18 protein-coding genes and 1 pseudogene are annotated in these 22,253 nt (G+C 63.5%); 15 read left to right on the top strand and 4 right to left on the bottom strand.

Going from position 1 to position 22,253, the window contains the following annotated elements; all coding sequences use genetic code 11:
* The first annotated feature begins 27 nt into the window (after positions 1-27).
* The 3 genes from ABIE49_RS20510 to ABIE49_RS20500 all read left to right on the top strand — a co-directional run bounded on the left by ABIE49_RS20510 (position 28) and on the right by ABIE49_RS20500 (position 3,262).
* Positions 28-789, top strand: coding sequence for a DUF1223 domain-containing protein (locus ABIE49_RS20510; protein ID WP_192739310.1), 762 nt, complete (start codon positions 28-30; stop codon positions 787-789).
* Between the two features lie 198 nt (positions 790-987).
* Positions 988-2,028 carry an IS110 family RNA-guided transposase gene (locus tag ABIE49_RS20505; RefSeq protein ID WP_192740894.1) on the top strand — a complete coding sequence of 347 codons (1,041 nt, stop codon included), beginning with the start codon at positions 988-990 and terminating at the stop codon, positions 2,026-2,028.
* Between the two features lie 862 nt (positions 2,029-2,890).
* A complete protein-coding gene (locus ABIE49_RS20500) occupies positions 2,891-3,262 on the top strand; it encodes a DUF2794 domain-containing protein (RefSeq protein ID WP_192739011.1) in 372 nt (123 codons plus the stop codon).
* Between the two features lie 31 nt (positions 3,263-3,293).
* On the opposite strand, the gene ABIE49_RS20495 is transcribed toward ABIE49_RS20500, so the two are convergent.
* The 4 genes from ABIE49_RS20495 to ABIE49_RS20480 all read right to left on the bottom strand — a co-directional run bounded on the left by ABIE49_RS20495 (position 3,294) and on the right by ABIE49_RS20480 (position 8,265).
* On the bottom strand, positions 3,294-3,836 hold the full coding sequence (locus ABIE49_RS20495) for a GNAT family N-acetyltransferase (protein WP_192739012.1): 543 nt from the start codon (positions 3,834-3,836) through the stop codon (positions 3,294-3,296).
* A gap of 105 nt (positions 3,837-3,941) precedes the next feature.
* The gene (locus tag ABIE49_RS20490; protein WP_192739013.1) at positions 3,942-4,733 is read right to left on the bottom strand and encodes a Bax inhibitor-1/YccA family protein; all 792 of its coding nucleotides are present in this window, start codon (positions 4,731-4,733) and stop codon (positions 3,942-3,944) included.
* A 245-nt stretch (positions 4,734-4,978) separates the two neighbouring features.
* Positions 4,979-7,549, bottom strand: coding sequence for an ABC transporter permease (locus tag ABIE49_RS20485; RefSeq protein WP_192739014.1), 2,571 nt, complete (start codon positions 7,547-7,549; stop codon positions 4,979-4,981).
* Positions 7,546-8,265, bottom strand: a complete 720-nt coding sequence (locus ABIE49_RS20480; RefSeq protein WP_192739015.1) for an ABC transporter ATP-binding protein — start codon at positions 8,263-8,265, stop codon at positions 7,546-7,548. The genes ABIE49_RS20485 and ABIE49_RS20480 overlap by 4 nt, the downstream gene beginning before the upstream one ends.
* A 55-nt stretch (positions 8,266-8,320) precedes the next feature.
* Between ABIE49_RS20480 and ABIE49_RS20475 the strand changes: the two genes are divergently transcribed.
* The 12 genes and pseudogenes from ABIE49_RS20475 to ABIE49_RS20420 all read left to right on the top strand — a co-directional run bounded on the left by ABIE49_RS20475 (position 8,321) and on the right by ABIE49_RS20420 (position 22,238).
* A complete protein-coding gene (locus tag ABIE49_RS20475; RefSeq protein ID WP_502916001.1) occupies positions 8,321-8,968 on the top strand; it encodes an arylesterase in 648 nt (215 codons plus the stop codon).
* Between the two features lie 145 nt (positions 8,969-9,113).
* Positions 9,114-9,650 (top strand): RNA 2',3'-cyclic phosphodiesterase, encoded by a 537-nt coding sequence (gene thpR / locus ABIE49_RS20470; RefSeq protein WP_192739017.1) that lies wholly within the window; start codon positions 9,114-9,116, stop codon positions 9,648-9,650.
* 175 nt (positions 9,651-9,825) lie between these two features.
* A complete protein-coding gene (zapE, locus tag ABIE49_RS20465) occupies positions 9,826-11,013 on the top strand; it encodes a cell division protein ZapE (RefSeq protein ID WP_192739018.1) in 1,188 nt (395 codons plus the stop codon).
* A gap of 238 nt (positions 11,014-11,251) precedes the next feature.
* Positions 11,252-12,220, top strand: a complete 969-nt coding sequence (mdh, locus tag ABIE49_RS20460; RefSeq protein WP_192739019.1) for a malate dehydrogenase — start codon at positions 11,252-11,254, stop codon at positions 12,218-12,220.
* A gap of 132 nt (positions 12,221-12,352) precedes the next feature.
* Positions 12,353-13,550: pseudogene (gene sucC / locus ABIE49_RS20455) on the top strand (ADP-forming succinate--CoA ligase subunit beta).
* A 2-nt stretch (positions 13,551-13,552) separates the two neighbouring features.
* The gene (locus ABIE49_RS20450; RefSeq protein ID WP_192739021.1) at positions 13,553-14,029 is read left to right on the top strand and encodes a DUF1579 family protein; all 477 of its coding nucleotides are present in this window, start codon (positions 13,553-13,555) and stop codon (positions 14,027-14,029) included.
* Between the two features lie 36 nt (positions 14,030-14,065).
* Positions 14,066-14,950 carry a succinate--CoA ligase subunit alpha gene (sucD, locus tag ABIE49_RS20445; RefSeq protein WP_192739022.1) on the top strand — a complete coding sequence of 295 codons (885 nt, stop codon included), beginning with the start codon at positions 14,066-14,068 and terminating at the stop codon, positions 14,948-14,950.
* 136 nt (positions 14,951-15,086) lie between these two features.
* A complete protein-coding gene (locus tag ABIE49_RS20440; protein ID WP_192739023.1) occupies positions 15,087-18,044 on the top strand; it encodes a 2-oxoglutarate dehydrogenase E1 component in 2,958 nt (985 codons plus the stop codon).
* 119 nt (positions 18,045-18,163) lie between these two features.
* Positions 18,164-19,408 (top strand): 2-oxoglutarate dehydrogenase complex dihydrolipoyllysine-residue succinyltransferase, encoded by a 1,245-nt coding sequence (gene odhB, locus ABIE49_RS20435; RefSeq protein ID WP_192739024.1) that lies wholly within the window; start codon positions 18,164-18,166, stop codon positions 19,406-19,408.
* A 79-nt stretch (positions 19,409-19,487) separates the two neighbouring features.
* On the top strand, positions 19,488-20,237 hold the full coding sequence (locus ABIE49_RS20430; protein ID WP_192739025.1) for an SDR family oxidoreductase: 750 nt from the start codon (positions 19,488-19,490) through the stop codon (positions 20,235-20,237).
* A gap of 30 nt (positions 20,238-20,267) precedes the next feature.
* Entirely contained in the window at positions 20,268-21,671 is a 1,404-nt protein-coding gene (gene lpdA, locus ABIE49_RS20425; RefSeq protein ID WP_192739026.1) for a dihydrolipoyl dehydrogenase, read from the top strand.
* A 36-nt stretch (positions 21,672-21,707) separates the two neighbouring features.
* Positions 21,708-22,238 carry a hypothetical protein gene (locus ABIE49_RS20420; protein WP_192739027.1) on the top strand — a complete coding sequence of 177 codons (531 nt, stop codon included), beginning with the start codon at positions 21,708-21,710 and terminating at the stop codon, positions 22,236-22,238.
* The last annotated feature ends 15 nt before the right edge of the window (positions 22,239-22,253 follow it).

The following is a 22,253-nucleotide window of genomic DNA, read 5'->3' as shown; positions in this document are numbered from 1 at the left end:
TAGAAATCGCCAGGACCGGTTCGCAGTATGACAGCGATGATGGCCAATAGTTCGATTTCGCGATGGTCGAGTGCGCTTGGCGTCTGTGCCATTGTCGCGATTATCCGTCCCGCTCATGCCGACCCGCGCGCGGTCGTCGAGCTGTTCACCTCGCAAGGCTGCTCGTCGTGCCCGCCGGCCGACGAGATCATTGGCGAGCTTGCCAAGGACCCCAACGTAATCGCGCTGAGCATGCCGATCGAATATTGGGATTATCTGGGCTGGAAGGATACGCTGGCGGACTCGCGCTTCAGCGCGCGCCAGAAAGCCTATTCGCAAATGCGTGGCGATCGCGACGTCTACACGCCGCAGGTCATCGTCAACGGTTCGGCGAAGGTGGTCGGCAGCGATCGTGCAGGCATCGACAGCGCAATCCAGCACACCCAGAAGGCCGCCGGCGTGATGTCGGTGCCGGTGACGATGACGTTGTCCGGCAAGCACATCAACGTGTCGGTGGCGGCGAGCAACGCGCCGACTTCATCGCAGGGCGAAGTCTGGATTTGCTCGGTCTCGAAGGCGGTGCCGATCTCGATCGGGCGCGGCGAAAACCGCGGCCGCCAGGTCACCTACTACAATGTGGTGCGCAACATCCTGAAGGTCGGGGACTGGAACGGCAATTCCGGAAGCTGGACCGTTCCGCTTGAAAACATCTCCCGCGATGGCGTCGATGCCGCGGTCGTCTATGTCCAGGACGGCAATCGCGAAAAGCCCGGCCCGATGCTGGGCGCGGCCTATACGCCGCTGCGCTGATTTTCACTGAAGCGTTTTGAGCGTTCGTAGATGGGGTAACGGGCCCCGGTCTGCCTTCCAAGCAAGCCGCGCTTGCTACGGCGCTGTTGGGTGCGCGCTTCGCGCGGCTTGCTTGGAAGGCGGGCGGTCGTCCCTCACATGGATGGTGTTTACGGAGTCGAGGATGGACCTCGCTCCAAGCATCAAGGAGAGACGACCATGGAGTATTATGCAGGAATCGACGTGTCATTGGAATGCTCAAGCGTGTGCGTTGTTGATGGGAACGGCAAGATTTTCCGCGAGAGCAAGGTGGCAAGCGAGCCGGCGGCGCTGATCGGTTGGTTCACCTCGCTCGGGATCGGGCTGGGCCGGATCGGGCTGGAAGCTGGGCCGCTGTCGCAATGGCTGTACGCGGTGATGAAGCAGGCTGGGCTCGCAGTTGAGCTGTTGGAGACGCGGCACGTGCACGACGCGTTCAAGGCGATGCCAGTGAAGTCGGACCGCAATGACGCACGGGGGATCGCGCAACTGATGCGGCTGGGCTGGTTCCGGCCGGTTCACTGCAAGTCGGTGGCGGCGCAGGAAGTGAGAGCCTTGCTGACGGCGCGCAAGCTGGTTCAGAGCAAGCTTCTGGACGTCGAGAACAGCCTGCGCGGGATCTTGCGCGGCTTTGGGCTGAAGGTCGGCAAAACGACGGGAACAGATTTTGCTGGACGGATCAACGAGTTGGTGAAGGGGCATCCCAACCTGGAAGTGATCGCAGAAGCGCTGCTCAAGGTGCGGACCGTCCTGCTGAGCGAGTTCAAGGCCTTCGAGAAGCGGGCAGGCAGGATGTCGCTGATGAATGCCAAGGCCAGGTTGTTGATGTCGACGCCTGCGGTGGGGCCAATCATCTCACTGACCTATGCCGCAGCGATCGATGATCCCGCGCGGTTCACATCCTCCAAGCAAGCCGGGTCGCATTTTGGGTTGACGCCGAAGAAGCACCAGTCCGGCGAGACCGACCGATCGGGCCGGATCAGCAAGATCGGCGACGCTTCCGTGCGCGAGGCGCTCTACCAGGCCGCTCACATCATGCTGACGAAGCCGATCAAGGGATGTTCGCAGCTCAAGAGCTGGGCGATGCGGATCGCCAAACGGGCCGGCATGAACAAGGCTAAGGTCGCGCTGGCCCGCAAGCTCGCCGTGATCATGCATCGCATACTCAAGGACGGTGCGCCCTTCAATCCGGCCACCAAGGCTAACGCTGCAACGGCTTAGGAGCAAAAACGACAGGTTTTCGGGCGGGTCACGACACCAGCCTTCCCGAAGCGAAGTCCCTTCGCCGGGACGATGGATCAGGTCAGGCCGACATCCGGGATGTCGACACATCGAACGATGTGATCACGCTTCCGTAGATTGGCCGACCTATCCTCTTACGAACCCCATCAGGCGACGGCCCTTGCGCCGATCCCGTACAGAAGCAAGTTCCCGGCGAGCGGATGACGCAAAAGGGATTGACTAATCGAGGCCCGTTACAGAAGCCCGGATGAAGCCAACGGGTCGCGCGAATGCGCGCCCGATGATAAACTCCGCGCAATCCGGGACAACTATCTCCGTTCGCGCCATCCCCGGATTACGCTTCGCTTCGCTTTATCCGGGCTACGATGCTGAAGATTCTGGGCTGAGGGCCGCGGTGCAACTGGCGAAGCCAGAGCCCCGCGCGGCATTTGCTTGAGCGTCCCCCAAAAGAAAAAGGACCAACTCTCGTTGGCCCAGTGCGGGAGAAAGCTCCCCTGCGAACAGACCCGATCCCGACGGCCCCGGGGGGCTGGGGGCTGAGGAATCCGGAACCGAAAGGACCGGGTCAACGCAGGATTCACTTGTCGCAAGCCAGCGGGGCGGGCGATGGGCGGAAGTGGGGCAGCAATATGATTCCTCTAACGTTCCCGTGACTCGGCATTTCCGGTGTTGCCGGACGGCCCGTCACGATTTTCCGCCGCAATTTCAAAGGGCCTTGCGGTGCCCGGCGGTTAGCGCGATCATGTCATTGTCATGATCCCGACCCGAAGGGCCGCGTCAGCGCAAACCAGGGACCGGTTTTTCGGAGCAAGATCATGCCGGAGACGACAGGAGGCGCTCGATGAGTTCGATGTCGGAGGACACTGATCCAAGCGGGAGTCGCGCGGTGGCGCGCACCGCCACTGCCAGTCCGCTGCCGAGTAGCGTTACGTTCAATCGCCTGGAGCTCAATCGCATCCTCAATCTGTACGGCCGCATGGTCGCCGATGGCGAGTGGCGCGACTATGCCATCGACTTCTTGAAGGACCGCGCGGTGTTCTCGGTGTTCCGCCGCGCCTCCGAAGTCCCGATCTATCGCATCGAGAAGGATCCGCGGCTGGCGCGCAAGCAGGGCATGTACAGCGTGATCTCAGCGACCGGGCTGATCCTGCGCCGCGGCCATGAGCTTGAGCGCGTACTGCTGGTGATCGATCGCAAGCTGGCGGTTGTCTAGCGCGGTCCTGTAGGCCGTTGGCTCCATCCGGCTACGAAGCTTTCGAATCCGCCGGCACCGTCGTGGCGCCTTCGCCGAGCGCGCGCTGCATCATCACCGTGTCCAGCCAGCGTCCGAATTTGAGACCGACGCAGGGGTGCGTTCCGATCATCTGGAAGCCGGTCCTGGTGTGGACGCCGATCGAGCCGGCGTTGGCGGAATCGCCGATGACGGCGATCATTTGGCGGTAGCCCCGCGCTTCGCATTCGGCGATCAGCCGCTGCAGCAGCAACAGGCCGATGCCGCGGCGGTGGGTCGCCGGCTGCAGATAGACCGAGTTCTCCACCGTGAAGCGATAGGCCGGCCGAGGGCGGTAGGGGCCGGCATAGGCATATCCGATCACCCGGCCTTCCACCGCGGCGACGAAATACGGGAAACCCCCTTCCATCAGCGCACGGAACCGCCGGGTCATCTCGGCGAGATCGGGCGGGATCAGCTCGAATGTCGCGGTGCCGTAGCGCACCGCGTGCTCGTAGATTTCGGTGACGAAGGGGAGGTCGGCCTCGGTGGCGGGCCTGATTTCTGGCGTAGACATGGTGACAGATTATTTTTGCTAGCCGCAAAAGAAAAGCCCCGGCCGCGAGGCCGGGGCTTCAATTCTTTGGCTGGGCCAGGAGCGCTAGTTGCGCTCCCGGGAGCGCTAGTCGCGCTGGCCAAGCAGCTGCAGCAGCAGCGTGAACAGGTTGATGAAGTTCAGGTAGAGCGAAAGTGCGCCGGTAATCGCCGCCTTTTCCGCAATGTCACCGCCCTGCGAGGCATAGCCGTAGATGTAGTCGTTCTTCAGCCGCTGGGTGTCATAGGCGGTGAGGCCCGCGAACACCAGCACGCCCACCACCGAGATGATGAACTGCAGCATCGAGCTGCCGAGGAACATGTTGACCAGGCTCGCGATGATGATGCCGATCAGGCCCATGAACAGGAACGACGCCATGCCGCTCATGTCACGCTTGGTGGTGTAGCCGTAGAGGCTCAGCGCGCCGAAGGTCGCCGCCGTGATGAAGAACACCCGCACGATCGAGGTGTGCGTGTACACCAGGAAGATCGACGACAGCGAGACGCCCATCAGCGCCGCGAACGCCCAGAACAGCAATTGTGCCGTCGCGGGCCTCAGCCGGTTGATGCCAAACGAGATCGCGAACACCATGACCAGCGGCGCGAGGATAAACAGCCACTTCAACGGGCTGACATACATCGCGTAGCCGAACGGCGTCAGGAACTCCCTGCCGAACTTGGCGACGCCGGCCGACTGATCCGGGGTCACCGCCATCATGTAGACGCCGAGCGCCGCCAGGCCGGTGATGGCCAAGCCGATCGACATGTAATTGTAGATGCGCAGCATGTACGCGCGCAGACCGGCATCGACGGCCGCGGCATCGACGCGTCCGGCGGCCCGGCCGAAAGGAGAAGCGTAGTTACGGTCTAGGTCCGACATGGTCGAATTCCCGTTGGTTGCCCGGCGGATCGCAAGGGGTTTGCGTCGCCGGTTCGAATATCTAGCCCAAAGGCCGCGATTTGCTGACATTAATTCGGTGTCATCAAACCGGCCTCTGTCCCAGGCTGGTATGTGGGAAACTAACACATTCGCTGCAAGCTTCCACGCGCGGCTGAATGTCGCTCTAGATCGCTATTTTCCAGCAAAAGCAGCGTTAACGCGGCTTTGCCGCCCGCTACAAATTGTCACAAATTTCGCAGCACGCTGGCCGGCTTCTGGTTCAGGGCCAGCAACGTGCCGGCGAGTCCGAGGCCTACGGTCACGATCAGGGCCGCAGCGACAACGCCGGCGGCGCTGCCGGCCTGCCAGATGAAGCTCAGCGTCATCAGCCGGGTCACGATCAGCCAGGCCGCGACCGAGCCTGCGATCACGCCGAACACCGCCGTGGCGAGGCCGATCATCAGGTATTCCAGCGCGTAGGCGCCGAGCAGCCGCACCCGCGTCGCGCCAAGGGTCTTCAGGATGACAGCGTCATAGACCCGGTGGCGATGGCCGGCGGCGAGCGCGCCGCCCAGCACCAGGATGGCCGAAATCAGCGTCACGGCGCTGGCGCCGCGAATCGCGAGCGTGAGATTGGTGACGACGGTGCCGATCGTGTCCAGCGCCTCGCGGACCCGCACACTGGTCACCATCGGGAATGCGTCGGCCACCTGCTTGATGATCCGGGCGTCGCCGGCCGGATCCGGGTGCGCCTCGGACAGGGTCGCGACATGGGTGTGCGGCGCGCCCTTGAAGGCGTTGGGCGAGAACACCAGCACGAAATTGATGCCGAGGCCCTGCCAGTCGACGTTGCGCAGATTGGCGATCTTCGCCGGGATGTCGCGGCCCAGCACATTGACGACGATCTCGTCGCCGATCTTGAGCTTCATTCCGTCGGCGATCTTTTTCTCCATCGAGACCAGCGGCGGCCCGCGATAGTCCGGAGCCCACCAATCGCCCTCGACGACTTTCGAGCCCTTGGGGACGTCGGCCGTATAGGTCAGGCCGCGGTCGCTCTGCAGCACCCATTCGGTATCCCGCGTTGGCTTGAGCTCGTCGGCCTTGATGCCGCGGGCTGCGACGATGCGTCCGCGCAGCATCGGCACATCCTCCACGGTCGATTGCGGCGCTGTCTGCTTGAGAAATGCGCCGAAGCGATCGGCTTCCGAGGTCGGGATGTCGATGAAGTAGAACGAGGGCGCGCGGTCCGGCAACGCCGCCAGGAACTGCCGGCGCAGATTGCCGTCGATCTGGGTGATGGTGACGAGGACGGCGAGGCCAAGGCCCAGCGACATCACGACCGACGGCGTCAGCGCGCCGGGGCGGTAGATGTTGGCAATCGCCAGCCGCAGCATGGTGATATCGGATCGCGGCAGCCGGCGGGCCAGCGCCATCAGGCCGGCGGCGACGCCGCGCAGCAGCGCGAACACCGCGACCGACGAGGCGACGAACACGGCCGCGATGCGCTTGTCGTAGGCAAGGCCGATGGCGACCGCGATCAAAAGCGCAATCACGACGGCCATCAAGGCGAGGTATCGCCAGCGCGGACGGTGCCATTCGCGGGCGACTTCCTCGCGGAACAGCGCCGCCACCGGCACGTCGTGCACCCGTCCGAGTGGCCACAGCCCGAACGCGAGCGCGGTCAGCAGGCCGTAGATGAAGGACAGTGCGAGTTCGTCGAGATGCAGCGCGGGAATCACCGGCAGCGGTAGCAGCTTGCCGAACAGGCCGACGATGACGAACGGCAGGGCCGCCCCGGCGACGAGCCCGATGATGGAGCCGATCCCGGCCAGCACGACCACCTGGGTCAGGTAGATCGTGAAAACGTCGCGGCCGGTGGCGCCGAGCGCCTTGAACGAGGCGATGACGTCACGGCGGCGGTCGATATGGCTCTTGACGGCGTTGGCGACGCCGACACCGCCGACCAGCAGCGCGGCGAGGCCGACCAGCGTCAGGAACTGGGTGAAACGGCTGATGGTGCGTTCGAGTTGCGGCGAGGCGTTGGCGCGGCTGCGGATCCACCAGCCCGCCTCCGGCAGCGCGGCCCGCACGCTGTCGATCAGTTGGGTCGCGGCGCGCTCGTCGGCCGCATTATCAGGCAATTTCAACCGGTAGATCCAGCGCACCAGGCTGCCGGGCTGCAGCAATCCGGTCGCGCGCAGACTGGTCTCGCTGACCAGGACGCGCGGCCCGAGCCCGACATTGCCGGCGAGCTTGTCCGGTTCGGCGCCGACCACGCTGCGGATCTGGTAGTTGGCGTTGCCGATGCTGATGCGGTCGCCGATCTTGAGATCGAGCCGCGCCAGCAGCACGGAATCCACCGCCGCGCCGAATACGCCGTCGCGCTCGGCCAACAAGTCCGCCACCGGCATCTTGGGATCAAGCGTCAACTCCCCGAGCATCGGGTATTTGCCGTCCACCGCCTTGAGTTCGACCAGCGCCAGCCTGCCGTCGCCGCTGCGGGCCATGACGCGCAAGGCGGCGGCAACCGAAACCTCGCCGCGGGCGCGCAGGAAGGCGATCTCCTCTGGCGTGGCTTCGCGCTGGATCAGCGAGAATGCGACGTCGCCGCCCAACAAGGTGCGGCCCTCCCGGCTCAGGCCGTCGCTGAGGCTGGCCGCGACCGAGCCGACGCCGGCAATCGCCATCACGCCGAGCGCGATGCAGGCGATGAACACGTAAAAGCCGCGCAGGCCGCTGCGCAATTCGCGAAGCGCGTAGCGCAGCGCCAGCGAAGACGCGCGGCTGCCGCCAGCCGCTTCCGACGCCATGGTCATGAAGTGGATTGTCCGTCGATGCGGCCCGAGCGCAGCCGCACCACGCGGTCGCAGCGTTGCGCCAGCGAGGTGTCGTGCGTCACCAGCACCAGGGTCATGCCGCGCTCGGAATGCTTGGTGAAGAGCAGGTCGACGATCTGCTTGCCGGTCGCCTCGTCGAGATTGCCGGTCGGTTCGTCCGCGACGAGGATCGCAGGATCCGGCGCCAGCGCGCGGGCCAGCGCGACGCGTTGCTGCTCGCCGCCGGAGAGTTGCGTCGGATAATGATGCAGCCGATCGCCGAGGCCGACCGAAGTCAGCTCCTGCTCGGCTCGCTTGGCCGCATCGGGATTGCCGGCGAGCTCCAGCGGCACCGCGACGTTCTCCAGCGCCGTCATGGTCGGGATCAGATGGAACGACTGGAACACGATGCCGACCTGGCGGCCGCGGAAGCGGGCGAGGGCGTCCTCGTCGAGGGCATTGAACGGCGTGCCTGACACCACCACCTCTCCGCTGTCAGGCCGCTCCAATCCCGCCATCACCATTAGCAAGGTCGACTTCCCCGAACCTGACGGTCCGATCAGGCCGATCGCTTCGCCCTGTGCCACACGAAGGCTGATATCTTTCAGGATATGAACGCGTGCCGCGCCCGTGCCGAGCGAGAGATTGACGTTGGAAATGGAAATGGTGTCCGGCTCCAGGCCGGTTAGTGAAGAGGGTTCGATGAGACTGTCCATGGATCGGTCATATGGCAATTCCGCCGCCGGGGTCGAGGGCCGGATAGGCATGTTCGTGCACATACTCGTGTTGATTATGGCCTTGATGACGACACAGACGGTTTTTGCGCAGACCCCGGTCACACCCCCGGTAAAGCCTATCAAGATGGTCGTGCTCGGCGATTCCCTGAGTGCCGGCTATGGCCTGGCGGCGACCGGGGCGTTCCCCGTCCGCCTGCAAAAGGCGTTGGAAGCCAAGGGGATAAAGGTCGACATGATCAATGCCGGGGTGTCCGGCGACACCACGTCAGGCGGCCGCGACCGGCTCGACTGGTCGGTGCCGGAGGGAACCGAGGCCGTGATCCTCGAGCTCGGCGCCAATGACGCCTTGCGAGGTACCGACCCGGCCGTCACCCGCGCCGCGCTCACCGATATCCTGACCCGGCTGAAGGCCCGCAAGATCGCCGTCCTGCTGTGCGGGATGCTGGCGCCGCCGAACTATGGCAGCGAGTATGCGGCCCGCTTCAACGCGATCTACCCGGAGCTTTCGAAATCCTTCGGCGTGCCGCTCTATCCGTTTTTCCTGGAAGGCGTCGCCGCTGAGGCCAAGCTCAACCAGCCGGACGGATTGCATCCGACCGCTGAGGGCGTCGACATCATCGTGAAAAATATTCTGCCCAGTGTCGAGGCATTTCTTGGCGCGATGGCTGCGCAACGCAGCTGAAAATACAGCAGTGAATAACCCTGCCCGTAGTTTTCCCCGTAGCTTTCCGGTCCAGTGGCGCCGGCTGCTTCGCAGGGTCATATAACTCAGGTAGAAATTGGTGATCGGTGATTCGTCATCGGGTTTCAGCATCGGGAGTCAAGCGATGCCGCGTTTGTTTGCTGGACTGGAAATTCCGGCCGAGATTGGCCAGACCCTTTCCAATTTGCGTGGCGGCCTTCCGGGCGCACGCTGGATCGATCCCGAAAATTATCACGTCACCTTGCGTTTCATCGGCGACATCGACGGCATGTCGGCGAATGAAATCGCCTCGATGTTGTTTCGGGTCAACCGCAAACCGTTCGAGGTCAAGGTGCAGGGCCTGCAAAGTTTCGGCGGGCGCAAGCCGCGGGCGGTGGTCGCCTCCGTCGAGCCGAGCCGGCCGCTGATCGAATTGCAGGCCGAACTCGAGCGGATGATGCAACGCATGGGGCTCGATCCCGAGGGACGCAAATTCACCCCCCACGTGACGCTGGCGCGGCTGCACGACGCCTCGAGCCAGGATGTCGCCGACTATCTGTCGGTGCGCGGCTATTTCCCGAGCCGCACCTTCATGGCCTCGCGCTTCGTGCTGTTCTCGTCGCGCGCCTCCACCGGCGGCGGTCCGTACGTGGTCGAGGATTCCTACGCACTGAGTGCGTGAGGCGTTGCCGGTAGCCCGGATGGAGCGAAGCGAAATCCGGGGCTAGTTTCGCCAACGGGTGGAATCCCGGATTGCGCTGTGCTCCATCCGGGCTACGGGTCTGGACAGCCGCGCATACCTCCACCACCAATTCACGGCTTGCAATTTTCGCACGCTTGGGGCCGTAAGGTGAGCCATGCCGTCGACCACCCCACCCACCTCGTTCCGCGCCCATTATCAGGGCCTGGTCACCTCCGGAGCGATCGAGGCCGACCCGGCGCAGGCCCGTGCCGCGGACGCCTTTGCGGCGCTGGAAGACCGGCTGTCCAGCTACAAGCCGCGGCGCAAGCAAAGCCTGCTCGGCCGGCTGTTCGCCGACAAGGACGAGCCGCCGCCGCGCGGGCTTTACGTCCATGGCGAGGTCGGCCGCGGCAAGACCATGCTGATGGATCTGTTCTTTCAGCAGAGCGCCATCGAGCATAAGCGCCGCGCGCATTTCCACGAATTCATGGCCGAGGTGCATGAACGGATCTACGGCTACCGGCAGGACATCGCGCGCGGCGAGATCGCCGACGGCGATGTGATCGCGCTGACCGCGAACGCGATCTTCGATCAGGCCTGGCTGCTGTGCTTCGACGAATTCCACGTCACCGATATTGCCGACGCCATGATCCTGGGCCGGCTGTTCACAAAGCTGTTCGAACTCGGCACCGTGGTGGTGGCGACCTCGAACGTGGCGCCCGACGACCTCTACAAGGGCGGCCTGAACCGCGCGCTGTTTTTGCCTTTCATCGCGCAGATATCAGATCACATGGACGTGCTGCGGCTCGATGCGCGCACCGACTTCCGGCTGGAAAAACTCGCCGGCGTGAAGATGTGGCTGGTGCCGGCGGACGACGCCGCCGGTGACGCGCTCGACAAGGCCTGGCGCAAGATGACCGGCAACGCGCCCTGCAAGGCGCGCGATATCGCAATCAAGGGCCGCATCCTGCGGGTGCCCTGTTCGTCGCACGGCGTCGCCCGCTTTACCTTCGCCGAACTCTGCGAGCAGCCGCTGGCGGCGTCGGACTATCTTCGGCTGGCGCACGACTATCACACCATCCTCGTCGACCGCATTCCGGTCATGGACTACGCCGAGCGCAACGCCGCCAAGCGTTTCATCTCGCTGATCGATACGCTCTATGACAATGCCGTGAAGCTGATGGCGTCGGCGGAAGCCGATCCGGTGTCGCTGTATCTGGCAACCGACGGCAACGAGGCCAACGAGTTCAAGCGGACCTCGTCGCGGCTGATCGAAATGAGTTCCGAATCCTACCTGGCGCTCCCGCACGGGCGGAAGGATTCAGCCGCGAGCGGCTCCAGCACCGGCCTGGTCGAGACGTAGGTCGCTCCGGCGTCACTGCAAGCGAAGCAATCCACCCTTCCGCACGGGGATAGATGGATTGCTTCATCGCAAGTGCTCCTCGCAATGACGGTTGGGAACGCCCGTGGCATACCTGATCGAAATGAAGGCAAGGCCTACAATTGGGCACGCCGCGACTTGAACGTATCATTCGAAAGGGATAACCAGCCTCCCAGTTCACTCTCCATCCTCCTCTACGTCTCAGAAGGACAAATTTCCCATGGCGCGCGACAAGATTGCTTTGATTGGCTCCGGTCAGATCGGCGGAACGCTGGCTCACCTCATTGGCCTGAAGGAGCTCGGCGACGTCGTCATGTTCGACATCGCCGAGGGCGTGCCGCAGGGCAAGGCGCTCGACATTGCGCAGTCGTCGCCGGTCGACGGTTTCGATGCGCATCTCACCGGCGCCAATTCCTATGAGGCGCTCGACAATGCCAAGGTCTGCATCGTCACCGCCGGCGTGCCGCGCAAGCCCGGCATGAGCCGCGACGATCTCCTCAGCATCAACCTCAAGGTCATGGAGCAGGTCGGCGCCGGCATCAAGAAATACGCCCCCGACGCCTTCGTCATCTGCATCACCAACCCGCTGGACGCGATGGTGTGGGCGCTGCAGAAGGCCTCCGGCATGCCGCACAAGAAGGTCGTCGGCATGGCCGGCGTGCTGGATTCCTCGCGGTTCCGCTATTTCCTCGCCGACGAGTTCAACGTCTCGGTCGAAGACGTCACCGCCTTCGTGCTCGGCGGCCATGGCGACACCATGGTGCCGCTGACGCGTTACTCCACCGTGGCCGGCATTCCGCTGCCCGACCTCGTCAAGATGGGCTGGACCTCGCAGGCGCGGATCGACGAGATCGTCGATCGCACCCGCAATGGCGGCGCCGAGATCGTCAACCTGCTGAAGACCGGTTCGGCCTTCTACGCTCCGGCGGCTTCCGCCATCGCGATGGCCGAGAGCTATCTGAAGGACAAGAAGCGCGTGCTGCCCTGCGCCGCCTATCTCAACGGCGAATACGGCGTGAAGGACATGTATGTCGGCGTGCCGGTTGTCATCGGCTCGAAGGGTGTCGAGCGCATCGTCGAGATCGAGTTGGCCGGCAAGGACCGTGAAGCCTTCGACAAGTCGGTCGGCGCCGTGCAGGGGCTGGTCGACGCCTGCAAGAAAATCGCTCCCGATCTGCTGGGCCGGTGATTTTGTTGAGCTTTCGCCCTGGAAACGGGGCGAAAGCATTTTCGGGGTTGCAGTTCCTTTGGTATATGGTATGCCAACTACCAATATCGGCGGGCTGTAGAACTTGCCGCATAAGGTTTGGGGAGCGTCCAGATGAATATCCATGAGTACCAGGCCAAGGCGTTGCTGCATGAATTCGGGGTGCCGATTTCGCGCGGTGTGGCAGTCTTGAAGGCCTCGGATTCGGAAGCGGCGGGCCAGGGCGCTTCCCGGCCCGATCTGGGTTGTGAAAAGCCAGATCCACGCTGGCGGCCGCGGCAAGGGTAAGTTCAAGGAAGCTTCCGCTGGCGACAAGGGCGGTGTGCGCATCGCCAAGTCGGTCGCCGAGGTCAACGAGTTCGCCAAGCAGATGCTGGGCGCGACCCTCGTCACGATCCAGACCGGCGCCCACGGCAAGCAGGTCAACCGCCTCTACATCGAGGAAGGATCCGACATCGACAAGGAGTTCTATCTCTCGATCCTGGTCGATCGCGAAACTTCAGAAGTCTCGTTCGTGGTCTCGACCGAAGGCGGCGTCAACATTGAGGACGTCGCGCACAACACCCCTGAGAAGATCATCACCTTCTCGGTCGACCCGGCCACCGGCATCATGGCCCATCACGGCCGCACGGTGGCGAAAGCGCTGCAGCTTTCCGGCGATCTTGCCAAGCAGGCCGAGAAGCTGGTCGCGCAGCTCTACAAAGCCTTCACCGCCAAGGACATGGCGATGCTGGAAATCAACCCGCTCGTCGTCACCAAGCAGGGCGATTTGCGCGTGCTCGACGCCAAGGTCGCGTTCGACGACAACGCGATGTACCGCCATCCGGAAGTCGCGGTCCTGCGCGACGAGACCGAGGAGGACGCCAAGGAAATCGAGGCGTCGAAATACGACCTCAACTACGTCACGCTCGACGGCACCATCGGCTGCATGGTCAACGGCGCCGGTCTCGCGATGGCGACGATGGACATCATCAAGCTCTACGGCATGGAGCCCGCGAACTTCCTCGACGTCGGCGGCGGCGCGAGCAAGGAAAAGGTTGCAGCCGCCTTCAAGATCATCACCGCCGATCCGAACGTGAAGGGCATCCTCGTCAACATCTTCGGCGGTATCATGAAGTGCGACATCATCGCCGAGGGCGTGGTCGCGGCCGTCAAGGAGGTCGGTTTGAAGGTGCCGCTGGTGGTTCGCCTCGAAGGCACCAATGTCGACGCCGGCAAGAAGATCATCCGCGAATCCGGTCTCAACGTGCTGCCCGCCGATGATCTCGACGATGCCGCGCAGAAAATCGTGAATGCCGTCAAGGGAGGCTAGCGATGGCTGACCGTCTCGCCGCACCGACTGCCCTGGAGGAACACCGCAAGCTCGCCGTGTTTGCCGGCGAGTGGAGCGGCGAAGAGATGGTCTATCCCTCGCGCTGGAACGCGGGCGGCCCGGCGACCGCGCATGTCAAGGCGCGGATGGATCTCAACGGTTTCTACCTGATCCAGGACGCCGTCCAGATGCGCGACGGCAAGGAAACCTTCGCCACCCACGGTGTGTTCACCTACGACCGCGAGGACCGGCACTACAAACTGTTCTGGCACGATTCGCTTGGCTACTACTCGCCGGCGCCGGCCTCCGGCGGCTGGACCGGCAAGACGCTGATCCTCGTGCGCGGCTCGCTGCGCGGCAATGCGCGCCATGTCTACGAAGTCGTCGACGACAACAACTACACCATGAAAATCCAGTTCTCGCCTGATGCCGAAGGATGGGCCGACGTGCTCACCGGCACGTATCGCCGAATCCACTGATCCCGTTTCCGATCACCCAGGGAAGTAACATCCATCATGTCCGTTCTGATCGACAAGAATACCAAAGTCATCTGCCAGGGTTTCACCGGTAAGAACGGCACGTTCCATTCCGAAGCCGCGATCGCGTACGGCACCAAGATGGTCGGCGGCACCTCGCCGGGCAAAGGCGGTGCGACGCATCTCGGTCTGCCTGTTTTCGATACCGTCGCCGAAGCGCGTGAAAAAACCGGCGCAGACGCGAGCGTCATCTATGTGCCGCCGCCGGGCGCGGCGGATGCGATCTGCGAGGCGATCGATGCGGAAATCCCGCTGATTGTGTGCATCACCGAAGGCATCCCGGTGCTCGACATGGTCCGCGTCAAGCGTTCGCTGTCGGGGTCGAAGTCCCGCCTGATCGGACCGAACTGCCCGGGTGTCATGACCGCGGGCGAATGCAAGATCGGCATCATGCCGGCCAACATCTTCAAGCCAGGCAGCGTCGGCATCGTCTCCCGTTCGGGCACGCTGACCTATGAAGCCGTGTTCCAGACCACCCAGGAAGGCCTCGGCCAGACCACGGCCGTGGGCATCGGCGGCGACCCGGTCAAGGGCACCGAATTCATCGACGTGCTGGAAATGTTCCTTGCCGACCCCAAGACCACCTCGATCATCATGATTGGTGAAATCGGCGGTTCCGCCGAGGAAGACGCCGCCCAGTTCATCAAGGACGAGGCCAAGCGGGGCCGTATGAAGCCGATGGTCGGGTTCATCGCCGGCGTCACCGCCCCTCCCGGCCGCCGCATGGGCCATGCCGGTGCGATCATCTCTGGCGGCAAGGGCGACGCCGGTTCCAAGACCGCAGCGATGGAATCGGCCGGAATCACGGTCTCTCCGTCGCCGGCAAGGCTTGGACACACCCTTGCCGAAAAATTGAAGTCCTAATTCAATTCTTGGTTCTTTTGGGCGGGAAATTTCGCGCTAAATAGGTTAGAGGTGCTTTAACTCGCTGGTCCGGGCCTCCGGACCGGCCAAAGCGCCGTTTTCCACGCGCGAAGCCAAAAATTACCAGGACGCCATCATGTCTCGCCAGGACGCGAATGCCGCATTTGCCCTTTCCTCCTTTTTGCAGGGCACCAACGCCACCTACATCGACGATCTCTACGCCCGCTACGAGCAGGACCCCGCTTCAGTCGATCCCGACTGGCAGGAATTCTTCAAGAGCCTGAAAGACACCCCGGCCGACGTCCAGAAGAATGCCGAGGGCGCCTCCTGGGGCCGCGACAACTGGCCTTTGACGCCGCGCGACGAACTGACCTCGGCGCTGGACGGCAACTGGGCGCAGGTCGAAAAGGCTGTTGGCACCAAGCTGGCGGCCAAGGCGCAGGCCAAGGGCGCCGAAGTGGCGTCGGCCGACATCAACCAGGCGACGCGCGATTCGGTTCGCGCCCTGATGCTGATCCGCGCCTATCGCATGCGCGGTCATTTCCACGCCAAGCTCGATCCGCTCGGTATCGAGGCCCAGCGCGACCGCGAGGAGCTTGATCCGCGCACCTACGGGTTTGCCGAGGCCGATTTCGACCGCAAGATCTTCCTCGATCACGTGCTCGGTCTGGAATACGGCACGCTTCGCGAAATCGTCGCGATCTGCGAGCGCACCTACTGCCAGACGCTCGGCGTCGAGTTCATGCACATCAGCAACGCGGCGCAGAAGGCCTGGATCCAGGAACGCATCGAAGGGCCGGACAAGGAAATCAGCTTCACGCCGGAAGGCCGGCGCGCGATCCTCAACAAGCTGATCGAAGCCGAAGGCTTTGAGAAGTTCTGCGACATCAAATTCACCGGCACCAAGCGCTTCGGCCTCGACGGAGCTGAATCGCTGATCCCGGCGCTGGAGCAGATCATCAAGCGCGGCGGCAATCTCGGAGTGAAGGAAATCGTGCTCGGCATGCCGCATCGCGGCCGCCTCAACGTGCTGACGCAGGTGATGGGCAAGCCGCACCGCGCGCTGTTCCATGAATTCAAGGGCGGCTCCGCCAATCCCGACGCGGTCGAAGGCTCCGGCGACGTCAAATATCATCTCGGCGCCTCGTCGGACCGCGAGTTCGACAACAACAGGATCCATCTGTCGCTGACCGCCAACCCGTCGCATCTGGAAATCGTCGATCCCGTCGTGCTCGGCAAGGTGCGCGCCAAGCAGGACCAGCACGGCGATCCGCCGGACATGCGGATTTCGGTGCTGCCGGTGCTGATGCATGGCGACGCCGCCTTCGCCGGTCAGGGCGTGGTCGCCGAATGCTTCGGCCTGTCCGACCTGAAGGGCTACCGCACCGGCGGTTCGCTGCACTTCATCGTCAACAACCAGATCGGCTTCACCACCTATCCGCGCTACTCGCGTTCCTCGCCCTATCCGTCCGACGTGGCGAAGATGATCGACGCGCCGATCTTCCATGTGAACGGCGACGATCCGGAAGCCGTGGTGTTCGCGGCCAAGGTTGCGATCGAATTCCGGCAGAAATTCCACAAGCCCGTCGTGATCGACATGTTCTGCTACCGCAGGCATGGCCATAACGAAGGCGACGAGCCGATGTTCACCCAGCCGGTGATGTACAAGAAGATCGCGTTGCATCCCGGCACGGTCGAGATCTATTCCAAGCGGCTGATCGCTGACGGCGTGTTGACCGAGGGCGAGGTCGAAAAGGCCAAGGCCGACTGGCGCGCCCGGCTCGATGCCGAGCTCGAGGCCGGCTCGGGCTACAAGCCCAACAAGGCCGACTGGCTCGACGGCAAATGGGCCGGCTTCAAGTCCGCCGATCAGGAAGAAGACGCTCGTCGCGGCGTTACCGGCGTCGATACGGCTATCCTGAAGGATATCGGCCGCAAGATCACCAAGGTGCCCGACGGCTTCCGCGTTCACCGCACCATCCAGCGCTTCCTGGAAAATCGCGCCAAGGCGATCGACAATGGCGTCGGCATCGACTGGGCAACCGGCGAGGCGCTGGCGTTCTGCACGCTGATGCAGGAAGGCCGGCACGTCCGCCTGTCGGGGCAGGACTCCGAGCGCGGCACCTTCTCGCAGCGCCATTCGGTGCTGATCGACCAGGAGGATGAGAGCCGTTACACGCCGTTCAATCACCTTGGCCCCGATCAGGGCCACTACGAGGTGATCAACTCGCTGCTTTCGGAAGAGGCGGTGCTTGGCTTCGAGTACGGCTATTCACTGGCCGAGCCGAATGCGCTCGCGATGTGGGAAGCCCAGTTCGGCGACTTCGCCAACGGGGCGCAGGTGCTGTTCGACCAGTTCATCTCCTCGGGCGAGCGCAAATGGCTGCGCATGTCGGGTCTCGTCTGCCTGCTGCCGCATGGCTATGAAGGGCAGGGACCGGAGCACTCCTCGGCGCGGCTCGAACGCTTCCTGCAGATGTGCGCCGAAGACAACATGCAGGTGGTCTATCCCACCACGCCGGCGAATTACTTCCACGTACTGCGGCGTCAGCTGCATCGCGAAATCCGTAAACCGCTGATCCTGATGACGCCGAAATCGCTGCTGCGCCACAAGCGGGCAGTGTCGCGGCTCGACGAGCTCGGCAAGGACGCCACGTTCCACCGCATCCTCTACGATGACGCCCAGATGCTGCCGGACGAGAAGATCAAGCTGGTGGACGACGACAAGATCCGTCGCATCGTGCTGTGCTCGGGCAAGGTCTATTACGATCTCTACGAGGAGCGCGAGAAGCGCGGCATCGACGACATCTACCTGATGCGCGTCGAGCAGCTGTATCCGGTGCCGTTGAAGGCGCTGGTGCATGAACTCGCCCGCTTCAAGAACGCCGAAGTCGTCTGGTGCCAGGAAGAGCCGCGCAACATGGGTGCCTGGCACTTCATCGAGCCCTATCTCGAATGGGTGCTGAACCAGATCCACGCGCCGAACAGGCGTCCGCGTTACGCCGGCCGCGCGGCGGCGGCGGCCACGGCCACCGGTTTGATGTCGAAGCATCTGGCGCAGCTCAAGGCGCTGCTGGATGACGCGCTAGGCTAGACCACCATTCAACCGTCATGCCCCGCGACCTGTCCGCCGTAGCTCAACGAGCGAAGGCGGAAGGCGGGGATGGCGGTTACGATTTATGACCGCTTAAGGGTACTGAGGAAAAACAGACCATGACTGATATTCGCGTTCCGACGCTCGGCGAGTCCGTGACGGAGGCCACCATTGGCCGCTGGTTCAAGAAGGCTGGCGATGCCGTGGCGGTGGACGAGCCTTTGGTGGAGCTCGAGACCGACAAGGTCACCATCGAAGTCCCGGCGCCTTCAGCGGGCGTGCTGGGCGAGATCGCCGCCAAGGACGGCGAAACCGTCGCCGTCGGCGCGCTGCTCGGACAGATCAATGACGGCGCGGCAGGCGCCAAGCCGGCGGCCGCTCCCGCAAAGGCAGCTGCGGCGGCTGCCCCGCCGCCTGCCGCTGCCGCCGCACCTGCTGCGGCGCCAAAGGCCGCACCTGCGGACGCGCCGCTGGCGCCGTCGGTGCGCAAACTCTCCGCCGAAAGCGGCGTCGATGCCGCGACCGTGCCCGGCTCCGGCAAGGATGGCCGCGTCACCAAGGGCGACATGCTGGCTGCGATCGAGAAGGCGGCTTCCGCGCCGACACCGGTCAATCAGCCGGCTGCTGCCGTGCAGGTGCGAGCACCGTCGCCCGCCGACGATGCCGCCCGCGAAGAGCGCGTGAAGATGACGCGGCTGCGCCAGACCATCGCGCGCCGCCTGAAGGACGTGCAGAACACCGCGGCGATGCTCACGACCTTCAACGAGGTCGACATGAGCCACATCATGGCGATGCGGACACAGTACAAGGACGTGTTCGAGAAGAAGCACGGTACCAAGCTCGGCTTCATGGGCTTCTTCACCAAGGCTTGCGTGCAGGCGCTCAAGGACATTCCGGCCGTCAATGCCGAGATCGACGGCACCGATCTGATCTTCAAGAATTACTACCATGTCGGCGTCGCCGTCGGCACCGACAAGGGCCTCGTCGTGCCGGTGGTGCGCGACTGCGACCACAAGTCGATCTCCGACATCGAAAAGAGCATCGCCGATTTCGGCCGCCGCGCCCGCGACGGCCAGCTCAAGATCGACGAGATGCAGGGCGGCACCTTCACCATCACCAATGGCGGCATCTACGGTTCGCTGATGTCGACGCCGATCCTGAACGCGCCGCAGTCCGCTATTCTCGGCATGCACAAGATCCAGGAGCGGCCGATGGCGATCGGCGGCAAGATCGAAATCCGCCCGATGATGTATCTGGCGCTGTCCTACGATCACCGCGTCATCGACGGCAAGGAAGCGGTGACCTTCCTGGTTCGCGTCAAGGAGAGCTTGGAAGATCCGGCGCGCCTGGTGCTGGATCTCTGAGGCACGGCGCGTTCGAATGCCCGCTCCTCGGCGGGTATTTTGAGCGGTGTAGTGAGCGCGTGGATCAATGGGGGCGAATGTGACGGATCGTGTTGTTGTCATCACCGGCGGTAGCCGCGGCATCGGCCGCGCCACCGCGCTTGCCGCGGCGGCCCGCGGTTTTCGGGTCGTCGTCGGATACGCCAGTAACGAGGCGGCGGCGAACGAAGTCGTTAGCGAAATCGAGCGCAAGAACGGCAAGGCCGTCGCGGTGAAATGCGACGTTGCCGAGGAAAGCGACATTCTCGCGCTGTTCAAGGCTGCCGATCAGTTCGGTACGTTAGGGGCGCTCGTCAACAACGGCGGTATTGTCGGCCAGAGCGGCGTGCGCGTCGACGAGATGTCGGCCGAGCGTATCCAGCGCGTGATGGCGGTCAACGTCACCGGCTCCATCCTCTGCGCGCGCGAGGCGGTGAAGCGGATGTCGACCAAGCACGGCGGCAAGGGCGGCGTCATCGTCAATCTTTCCTCGGTGGCGGCCAAGCTGGGCGCGCCCAATACCTATGTCGATTACGCGGCGTCGAAGGGGGCGGTCGATTCGTTCACGGTTGGGCTCGGCCACGAAGTGGCCGGCGAGGGGATTCGCGTCGCCGCGATCCGGCCCGGGCTGATCGATACCGAAATTCATGCGGCCGGCGGCGAGCCGGATCGCGCGCACCGGCTGGCCCATATGGTGCCGATGAAGCGCGTCGGCACCGCGGAAGAAATCGCTAACGCCATCGTCTGGCTGATGTCGGACGACGCTTCGTACGTCACCAGCGCCATCCTCGATGTGTCGGGCGGCCGGTAATACCTCAGAACTCAGTACAGGACTTCAATCATGGCTTCCTACGATCTCGTCGTCATCGGCACCGGGCCGGGCGGATATGTCTGCGCGGTGCGCGCGGCGCAACTCGGCATGAAAGTCGCCGTGGTCGAGAAGAATGCGACACTGGGCGGCACCTGCCTCAACGTCGGCTGCATGCCGTCGAAGGCGCTCTTGCATGCGTCCGAGATGTTCGAGGAAGCCGGGCACTCTTTTGCGAAGATGGGAGTCAGCGTTTCCGAGCCGAAGCTCGATTTGCCTGCGATGATGAACTTCAAGCAGCAGGGCATCGACGGCAACGTCAAGGGCGTCGAGTTCCTGATGAAGAAGAACAAGATCGACGTCATCAACGGCACGGGCAAAGTTCTTGGAGCCGGTAAGGTCGAAGTGTCAGGGAGTGACGGCAAGGCGCAGACGGTCGAAACCAAAAACATCGTGATCGCCACCGGCTCCGACATCGCGCGGCTGAAGGGCATCGAGATCGACGAGAAGCGCATCGTGTCGTCGACCGGCGCGCTGTCGCTCGAGAAGGTGCCGTCGAGCCTGCTGATCGTCGGCGCCGGCGTGATCGGACTCGAACTCGGTTCGGTGTGGCACCGGTTAGGTGCGAAAGTCACCGTGGTCGAGTTTCTCGACCGCATCCTGCCCGGCACGGATGGCGAAGTGGCAAAACAATTCCAGCGTATTCTCGAAAAGCAGGGCTTTGCGTTCAAGCTCGGCGCCAAGGTCACCGGCGTCGACACGTCAGGCAAGACGCTGTCAGTCAAGGTCGAGCCAGCGGCCGGCGGTGCGTCCGAGGCCATCGAAGCCGATGTGGTATTGGTCTGTATCGGCCGCGTGCCCTACACCGAGGGCCTCGGGCTGAAGGAGGCCGGTATCGCGCTCGACAATCGTGGCCGCGTCGAGATCGACGCGCATTTCTCGACCAGCGTGAAGGGCGTCTATGCGATCGGCGACGTGGTGGCGGGTCCGATGCTTGCGCACAAGGCCGAGGACGAAGGCGTGGCGTGTGCTGAGATCATTGCAGGGCAGGCCGGCCATGTGAATTACGACGTCATTCCGGGCGTTGTGTATACCACGCCGGAAGTGTCATCGGTCGGCAAGACCGAGGAAGAGCTGAAGCAGGCGGGCGTGTCTTACACGTCGGGCAAATTCCCCTTCACTGCCAACGGCCGCTCCAAGGTCAACCAGACCACGGACGGCTTTGTGAAGATTCTCGCAGATGCGAAGACCGATCGCGTGCTCGGCGTGCACATCATCGGCCGTGAGGCCGGCGAAATGATCCATGAAGCCGCTGTTCTGATGGAGTTTGGCGGTTCCGCCGAGGATCTGGCCCGGACCTGCCACGCGCATCCAACCCGCTCGGAGGCCATCAAGGAAGCCGCGCTTGCGGTCGGCAAACGGGCCATCCATATGTGATCGATACCCGGCACACGTCGGGTCGAGATGACCCGGATGTTGCGCCGTCTACTTAAGCCTTTATGGGTTCTGCTTGCGGTCATCTTCCTGATCGAAGCATGGCTGTGGGATCATCTCGAGCCGATCGTCGAGCGCGTCGTTGCGTGGATTCCATTCCGCGCGTTCAAGCGATGGCTGGCCGAGCGTGTCGCTACGCTGTCGCCGGCGATGACGTTGATCGTATTCGCGGTGCCGGTGATCCCGCTGTTTCCGCTCAAGCTGGTCGGGCTGTGGCTGCTGGCGAATGAATATTGGATCAGCGCGATCTTCGTCATCGTTCTCGGAAAATTCGTCGGCGTCGGCGTCACTGCCTTCATCTTCGATGTGACGCGGCCGAAGCTGCTGAAGATGCAGTGGTTCAAGAAGATTTATGAGTTCATCATGATGCTGCGCGCCAGGGCAGCTGCATTGGTCGAGCCGGTCAAGCGCCGGATCGCCGAGATGCTGCGCGGCGACGGCGAGGGCTGGTCAGGTCGGATGCTGAGGCTGATCCAGCGCTTTCGCAAACGCGTGCACGAAGCGCGCTAGCGCCGGCCGGCTCCG

Source organism: Bradyrhizobium sp. OAE829, assembly GCF_040546575.1.
Classification (GTDB): domain Bacteria; phylum Pseudomonadota; class Alphaproteobacteria; order Rhizobiales; family Xanthobacteraceae; genus Bradyrhizobium.
This window is presented reverse-complemented; position numbering and strand designations above follow the sequence as displayed.